Origin of the sequence: Streptomyces sp. NPDC056527, assembly GCF_042794475.1 — a bacterium.
Classification (GTDB): Bacteria; Actinomycetota; Actinomycetes; order Streptomycetales; family Streptomycetaceae; genus Streptomyces.
On the sequence record NZ_JBHTTQ010000198.1, the window covers coordinates 1 to 5,456 of the forward strand.

A 5,456-nucleotide genomic window follows, 5' to 3' on the forward strand; every position below is an offset into this window, starting at 1 on the left:
CACCAGGTGCGCCGCCGCCCGTAGAGGTGCGGGCAGGCGCTCGCCGACGGGCCCGATGGACACCCCACCGGGCCCGCCGCCGAGGGATGGACTACGCCGGGGCCTCCGCGCGCCGCACAGCGGCGTCCCGCGCCTCGGCGAAGGCGAGCCCCGTCACCGCCGTGAGCAGCAACAACGTGCCCATCACGGTGGCGGCGGTCAGCTCCTCCCCCAGCACGGTCACCGCGATCGCCGCCGCGCTCACCGGTTCGAGCAGCATGATCACGGACACGGTCGCCGCGCGCACCACCGCCGCCCCGGCGAAGTAGAGCGCGTAGGCGAGCGCCGTCGGCACCGCCGCCACGTACACCAGCAGCCCGAGCACCTGCACGGGCTGGTCGGTGTGCGGGAACAGGCCCTCGACGGCCGCCATCGGCAGCAGCCCCGCCGCGCCGACGGCGAAGGCCCAGGTGGTCGTCGACAGCGCGTCGGAGCCGCCGCCGTCACGGCCGAGCCACCGGGTCAGCAGGGTGATGGCCGCGTATCCGGCGGCGGAGAGCACCGCGAGGCCCACGCCGAGCGGCCTGACCTCGCCGCTCTCGCCGCCCAGTACGAGGACGGCCAGTCCCGCGAGCGCCCCGCCCACGGCGGCAGCGCCGCCGCCACCGAGCCGTTCGCCCATGGTGAGCCTGGCGCCGAGGGCGATGAGTACCGGACCCGCGCCCAGCGTGACGACGGTGCCGACGGCCAGCCCGGTCGCCTCGACGGCGGCGAAGTAGGCGCTCTGGAAGACGGTCAGCCCGATCCCCGTGCCGAGGATGCGGATCAGCCGCCGCCTGCGCGGTTCCGCCGCCTGGGCGGCGGGGCGTCCGGGCCGCAGGGCCAGCGCCCCCAGCAGCAGGACCAGGCCGCCGACGCAGCGCCAGAAGGACAGCGCCAGGGGACCCATGTCACTGACCCGGAACATCAGCGAGGCCGCGGCCCCGGCCGTGCCCCAGGCGACGCCGGCGACGATCAGATAGAGGAGACTCCGCCCGACGGCAGGCAGGGCCGCCGCGGACGTGGAGGAGTTCGACACGTGCTTCTCCGTGTGAAGACGGGGTGGTGTGGTCGCTCGGATCCGCACGCGGGCAGCGACGAACCGCTCGGGGACTGCCCGAGCCCGGTCTTCGTCAGGGAGAGTGCCGCCCGCGCCTAGGCGGCAGGAGGCGGAAGTACGGTCGAATGCATGATCGGCACCTTACGGGGCGGTCCGACCGGCGGACAACTCGGCCTCCGGGTCGCTCGCAGCGGACCCGGCACCGACCCGAGACCCGGCTCCGGCCTCGGCCTCCGACCCGGCCACCGGCTCCGCCGAGGCCGGCTTCGGCGTCGACGACTGGGCGATGAACGCGCCGACGAGCACCACCGCGCCGCCGATGATCTGCGGCGCCGCCAGGTGCTCACCGAGCAGCACCCAGGCCAGTACGGTCGCGATCACCGCCTCCAGGCAGGCGACGACTCCGGCCACCTGCGGTGAGAGCCTGCGCACCGAGACGATCCCGGTGACATAGGCGAGGACCGTGGCGATCAGCACGATCCAGCCGAGAAGCAGCCAGGCGGCCACCTTCGTGCCGTCCATGTCGGCGTCGCCGCCGAGCAGGGACCAGTCCATTCCCCACGGCCGGGCGACGACGGTGAGCACGAGCGCGCCGATGAGGAGTCCGTACGCGATGACACCCAGCGGGTCGACCGGGTCGGACTCGTCGCCGCCGTGGTCGGAGAGGACGAAGTAGCCGACCTGGCAGCAGGCGGCGCCGAGCGCGAGCAGCAGTCCGAGCAGGTCGAAGCTGAGCCCCGACCAGACCTGCACCACACACGCCAGACCGCCGACGGCGAGGACGACGCCGAGCGCGGCGGCGCGGGTGACCGGCCGGCGCTGGACGAAGCGGACCCAGCCGAGGACGAGAGCGGGGGCGAGGTACTCGATGAGCAGCGCGACCCCGACGGGGATCCGGGAGATCGAGGCGAAGTAGAAGGCCTGGACGCCCGCGACGGCGAGGAGTCCGAAGCCGAGAAGGAGCACGGGCTTGCGACGCAGCAGGTCGCGGTGGCGCCAGGCGACCGGGAGCATGACGAGGGCGGCGCCGGCCACCCGGAGCCACACCACATGGAGCGGATCGAGGCCTGCCTCGATCAGCGGCTTCGCCGCCACACCTGAACCACCGAATGCGAAGGCCGAGGCCAGGGCGATTCCCAGGCCGGCGCTTCTCCCCTGAGACGCGTGCATCGGGCCATCATGGCAGGACTGCGTCAGGCGTGTAACCCCCGTTACACCTGTTGAGACAGCTCCCCGATCCGGTCGGCCAGGACGAGCGGATCGACCCCCGCCCGGCCGAGCACCTCGACCGCCCGGCTGTCGGGATCCGAGGCGATCACGGCCAGGAGATCGAGGCCACGCGCGCGTGGCTCGCCGCGCAGCGCGGCCCGCTCCCCGGCCCGGTCCATCGCGGCGGCCGCGGCGGGCGACCAGCCGTCCGCCGCGGGATCGACGTCGCTTGCGACTCCCAGGGTGCCGGAGTCCTCGACGGAGCCCTGCCAGCGCAGGCCGTAGCCGATGGAGCGCTGGACGAGATAGCCGAGGACGCGCGCGAGCTGCGGCCCGCCCGCGAAGGCGGCGCCGACCTCGGGATCGGATTCGATGAGCGAGTGGAGCAGATGGGCGGTGTCGATCTGCCGGTCCCCGTCACGCAGGGCTCTGCGGCGCGCGGTCGCCACGACCGTCGCGAGTTCGGCGGTGAGGCGGCTGAGCTGGATCTCCGGGCGGCGTGCCACGGGCTGTCGGGGCACGCGAGGGACAGGACTATGCACTCTCCCACCTCATCAGCCCCGGGCGGCCGAGACATCCCCGTGGAGGAGCATGTGCGCATCCCACGGGAGGTGGGCACGGACGGGCGGCCCCTCATCCCTACGGAGGAGATTCGGGATGTTCTCCCCTTGGGGGCGCGCGCCGCCTTGCCATGCGCCCCGAACGCAACCACGGCGCCCTCGCGTTTCGTCCTGTGAGTATGTTCTGGATGGTCGCCCTGCTCGCGCTCGACGGGCGGCAGTACGTCTACCGCGTGTACGCGCCGCGGGAAGCGCTGCCGGCCGATCTCTTCTGGGCCGCGTTCCACTGCCACGAGGAGGGTGGAGGGCCACGGGCCTCCGACTGGTTCGACGCCGCGCGGATGTGGTGGATCGGCGAAGTCGAAGAACTGACGGTTCATCAGTATTGAATGTTGACGACCGCCCGGCTACGTTCCGTCGACACCGAAGTCCGACGAGAACACGCGGAACCCGTGAAGGGGTGGTCGTATGGCCGAAGTCAGCGCGGAGGCACGGATCGATGCGCCGGCCGAGAAGGTCTGGGCGCAGCTGACGGACTTCACCTCGTACGGCGAGTGGAACGCCACCCACACCAGCTTCCCGAACGGCGGTCCGGCCACGCTCGAACAGGGCGCCACCTTCGCGGAGAACATGAAGCTGATGGGCTTCCCCGCCGAGGTGACCTGGACGGTCGAGGAGCTGGAGACCACCCGGGTGCTGGCCATCCGGGGCAAGGGCCCGATGGGGGTCAACGTCGGCACGCGCTACTCGCTCGCGGCGGACGGGGACGCCACCACGGTCCGGATCGACGGCGAGTTCACCGGCGCGGCCGTCTCGCTGATGGCGGGCAAGCTGAAGGACTCGGCCACCGCGGCGCTCAACGAGTCCCTCCGGAAGCTGGCCGGCCTGGTGGCCTGAGCGGCCATCCGACACGCACACGGGAGGGGCCCACGGCACACCCCGTGGGCCCCACCCCCCGTCCGGTCGACTCAGTGCTCGTCGGCCAGGATCAGGTACAGCTTCTTGCGGGCTTCGTTGATCACCGAGATCGCCTTCTGCCGCTGCTCGGCGCTGCCGGTCTTCCAGACCTGGCCGAACGCCTCCATCAGGCCGAAGCCGGCCTGGCGGACCTCGTTCATGGCCTCCCAGTCGACACCGCGCCCAGCCTCCTCCCAGGGGGCCTCGGGCCCCGACTCGGCCTCGGCGCGACCGGCCTCGGTGAGCGTGAACAGCTTCTTGCCGCCCTCGCTCTCGCTGACGATCAGACCCTCGTCCTCGAGGAGCTGCAGGGTCGGGTAGACCGAGCCGGGGCTGGGCTTCCACGCCCCGCCGCTGCGCTCACCGATCTCCTGGATCATCTCGTAACCGTGCATCGGGCGGTCCCTCAGCAGCGTGAGGATCGAGGCGCGGACATCTCCGCGCCGCGCCCGACCCCGGCCACCGCCGCGGCCCCTGCCGCCTCCGAAGGGGCCTCCGCCCCACGGTCCGCCGCCGAAGCCGGGCCCGAACTGTCCGAAGGCGGCGCGCCGCCCCTCGAAGTCACCGCGAGAGCCTCCCCGACCACGAGGGCCGGGTCCGCAGTCTCCATGTCCGTGTTCGTGTCCATGTGAACGCATCGCAACGCTCCTTCCATCGGGTACATCGTTGAACTGTCGCGATGCGTCAACGATATATCGGAACAGTTCGTTTGCCAACACCCGACAGGTCCAGTCGTCCCGGATTGGCCTTGGCCTGCGGCTTTACGGCGCCGGTACGTTCCGTGCCATGCGGATCCGAATCGTCGACGCGTTCACCGACCGCCCCTTCTCCGGCAATCCGGCAGGGGTCCTCCTCCTCGACTCCTTCCCCGACGACCACTGGCTCCAGAAGGTGGCCGCCGAGGTCAACCTCTCCGAGACCGCCTTCGCGCACCCCCTGCCGCCCGACGGCGAGGCCGACTGGGCCCTGCGCTGGTTCACCCCCGCCACCGAGGTCGACATGTGCGGCCACGCCACCCTCGCCACCGCCCACGTCCTGCACACGACCGGCGCCGCGACCGGGACCGTCCGGTTCGCCGCCCGCTGCGGCGTCCTCAGCGCCACCGCCGCCGACGACGGCACCATCACCATGGACTTCCCGACCTCCACGCTGACCGCGGTACCCGCCCCGGAGGGCCTGGAGAAGGCGCTGGGCGCGGAAGCCGTCTCCGTCCACGACACCTCGGCCCACATCGGCGACCTCGTCGTCGAGCTGCGCGACGAGGCGACCGTCCGGTCCCTGACGCCCGACTTCGCGGCGCTGGCGCACCTCTCCGACCGCGGTGTCATCGCGACGGCCGCGGCCGAACAGCCCGAGCGCGGCTACGACTTCGTCTCGCGCGGCTTCTTCCCGGGCGTCGGCATCGACGAGGACCCGGTCACCGGCAGCGCCCACACCGCGCTCGCACCGTTCTGGTCCGCCCGCTTCGGCCGCGACGACCTGACCGGGTTCCAGGGCGGTGCCCGCACCGGCATCGTCCGCACCCGGCTGCGCGGCGACCGCACCCTGCTGACCGGCCACGCGGTCACCGTCGTCGACGGCGAGCTGCACGCCTGAGCCGCCGTCCCCGGCACCGAGACCCGGATACGCGGAAGGGGCGTACGGCCGTCGCC

Annotated in this window: 7 protein-coding genes; 3 read left to right on the forward strand and 4 right to left on the reverse strand. The window is 72.5% G+C overall.

Going from position 1 to position 5,456, the window contains the following annotated elements; translation table 11 throughout:
* Positions 1-91 precede the first annotated feature (91 nt).
* The 3 genes from ACFQ7Q_RS37435 to ACFQ7Q_RS37445 all read right to left on the reverse strand — a co-directional run bounded on the left by ACFQ7Q_RS37435 (position 92) and on the right by ACFQ7Q_RS37445 (position 2,829).
* Entirely contained in the window at positions 92-1,057 is a 966-nt protein-coding gene (locus tag ACFQ7Q_RS37435) for a DMT family transporter (protein ID WP_383563532.1), read from the reverse strand.
* Positions 1,058-1,219: 162 nt separating this feature from the next.
* Entirely contained in the window at positions 1,220-2,248 is a 1,029-nt protein-coding gene (locus tag ACFQ7Q_RS37440; protein ID WP_383563535.1) for a DMT family transporter, read from the reverse strand.
* A 41-nt stretch (positions 2,249-2,289) separates the two neighbouring features.
* On the reverse strand, positions 2,290-2,829 hold the full coding sequence (locus tag ACFQ7Q_RS37445) for a Clp protease N-terminal domain-containing protein (RefSeq protein ID WP_383563538.1): 540 nt from the start codon (positions 2,827-2,829) through the stop codon (positions 2,290-2,292).
* A gap of 197 nt (positions 2,830-3,026) precedes the next feature.
* Here ACFQ7Q_RS37445 and ACFQ7Q_RS37450 point away from each other — a divergent pair, with 197 nt between their 5' ends.
* Both ACFQ7Q_RS37450 and ACFQ7Q_RS37455 read left to right on the forward strand, forming a co-directional pair.
* Entirely contained in the window at positions 3,027-3,236 is a 210-nt protein-coding gene (locus ACFQ7Q_RS37450) for a hypothetical protein (RefSeq protein ID WP_383563550.1), read from the forward strand.
* A gap of 79 nt (positions 3,237-3,315) precedes the next feature.
* Entirely contained in the window at positions 3,316-3,744 is a 429-nt protein-coding gene (locus tag ACFQ7Q_RS37455) for an SRPBCC family protein (protein ID WP_383563541.1), read from the forward strand.
* A gap of 71 nt (positions 3,745-3,815) precedes the next feature.
* Here the strand turns inward: ACFQ7Q_RS37455 and ACFQ7Q_RS37460 are convergent, their stop codons facing one another.
* Positions 3,816-4,442 (reverse strand): PadR family transcriptional regulator, encoded by a 627-nt coding sequence (locus ACFQ7Q_RS37460; protein WP_383563544.1) that lies wholly within the window; start codon positions 4,440-4,442, stop codon positions 3,816-3,818.
* A 148-nt stretch (positions 4,443-4,590) separates the two neighbouring features.
* Between ACFQ7Q_RS37460 and ACFQ7Q_RS37465 the strand changes: the two genes are divergently transcribed.
* Positions 4,591-5,400: a PhzF family phenazine biosynthesis protein gene (locus tag ACFQ7Q_RS37465; protein WP_383563547.1), complete on the forward strand. Its 810-nt coding sequence runs from the start codon at positions 4,591-4,593 to the stop codon at positions 5,398-5,400.
* Positions 5,401-5,456 lie beyond the last annotated feature (56 nt).

Coding starts and splice junctions, on each gene's coding strand:
- ACFQ7Q_RS37465 (WP_383563547.1), top strand. CDS start 4,591: ATGCGGATCCGAATCGTCGACGCGTTCACCGACCGCCCCTTCTCCGGC.
- ACFQ7Q_RS37455 (WP_383563541.1), top strand. CDS start 3,316: ATGGCCGAAGTCAGCGCGGAGGCACGGATCGATGCGCCGGCCGAGAAG.
- ACFQ7Q_RS37460 (WP_383563544.1), bottom strand. CDS start 4,442: ATGCGTTCACATGGACACGAACACGGACATGGAGACTGCGGACCCGGC.
- ACFQ7Q_RS37450 (WP_383563550.1), top strand. CDS start 3,027: ATGTTCTGGATGGTCGCCCTGCTCGCGCTCGACGGGCGGCAGTACGTC.
- ACFQ7Q_RS37440 (WP_383563535.1), bottom strand. CDS start 2,248: ATGCACGCGTCTCAGGGGAGAAGCGCCGGCCTGGGAATCGCCCTGGCC.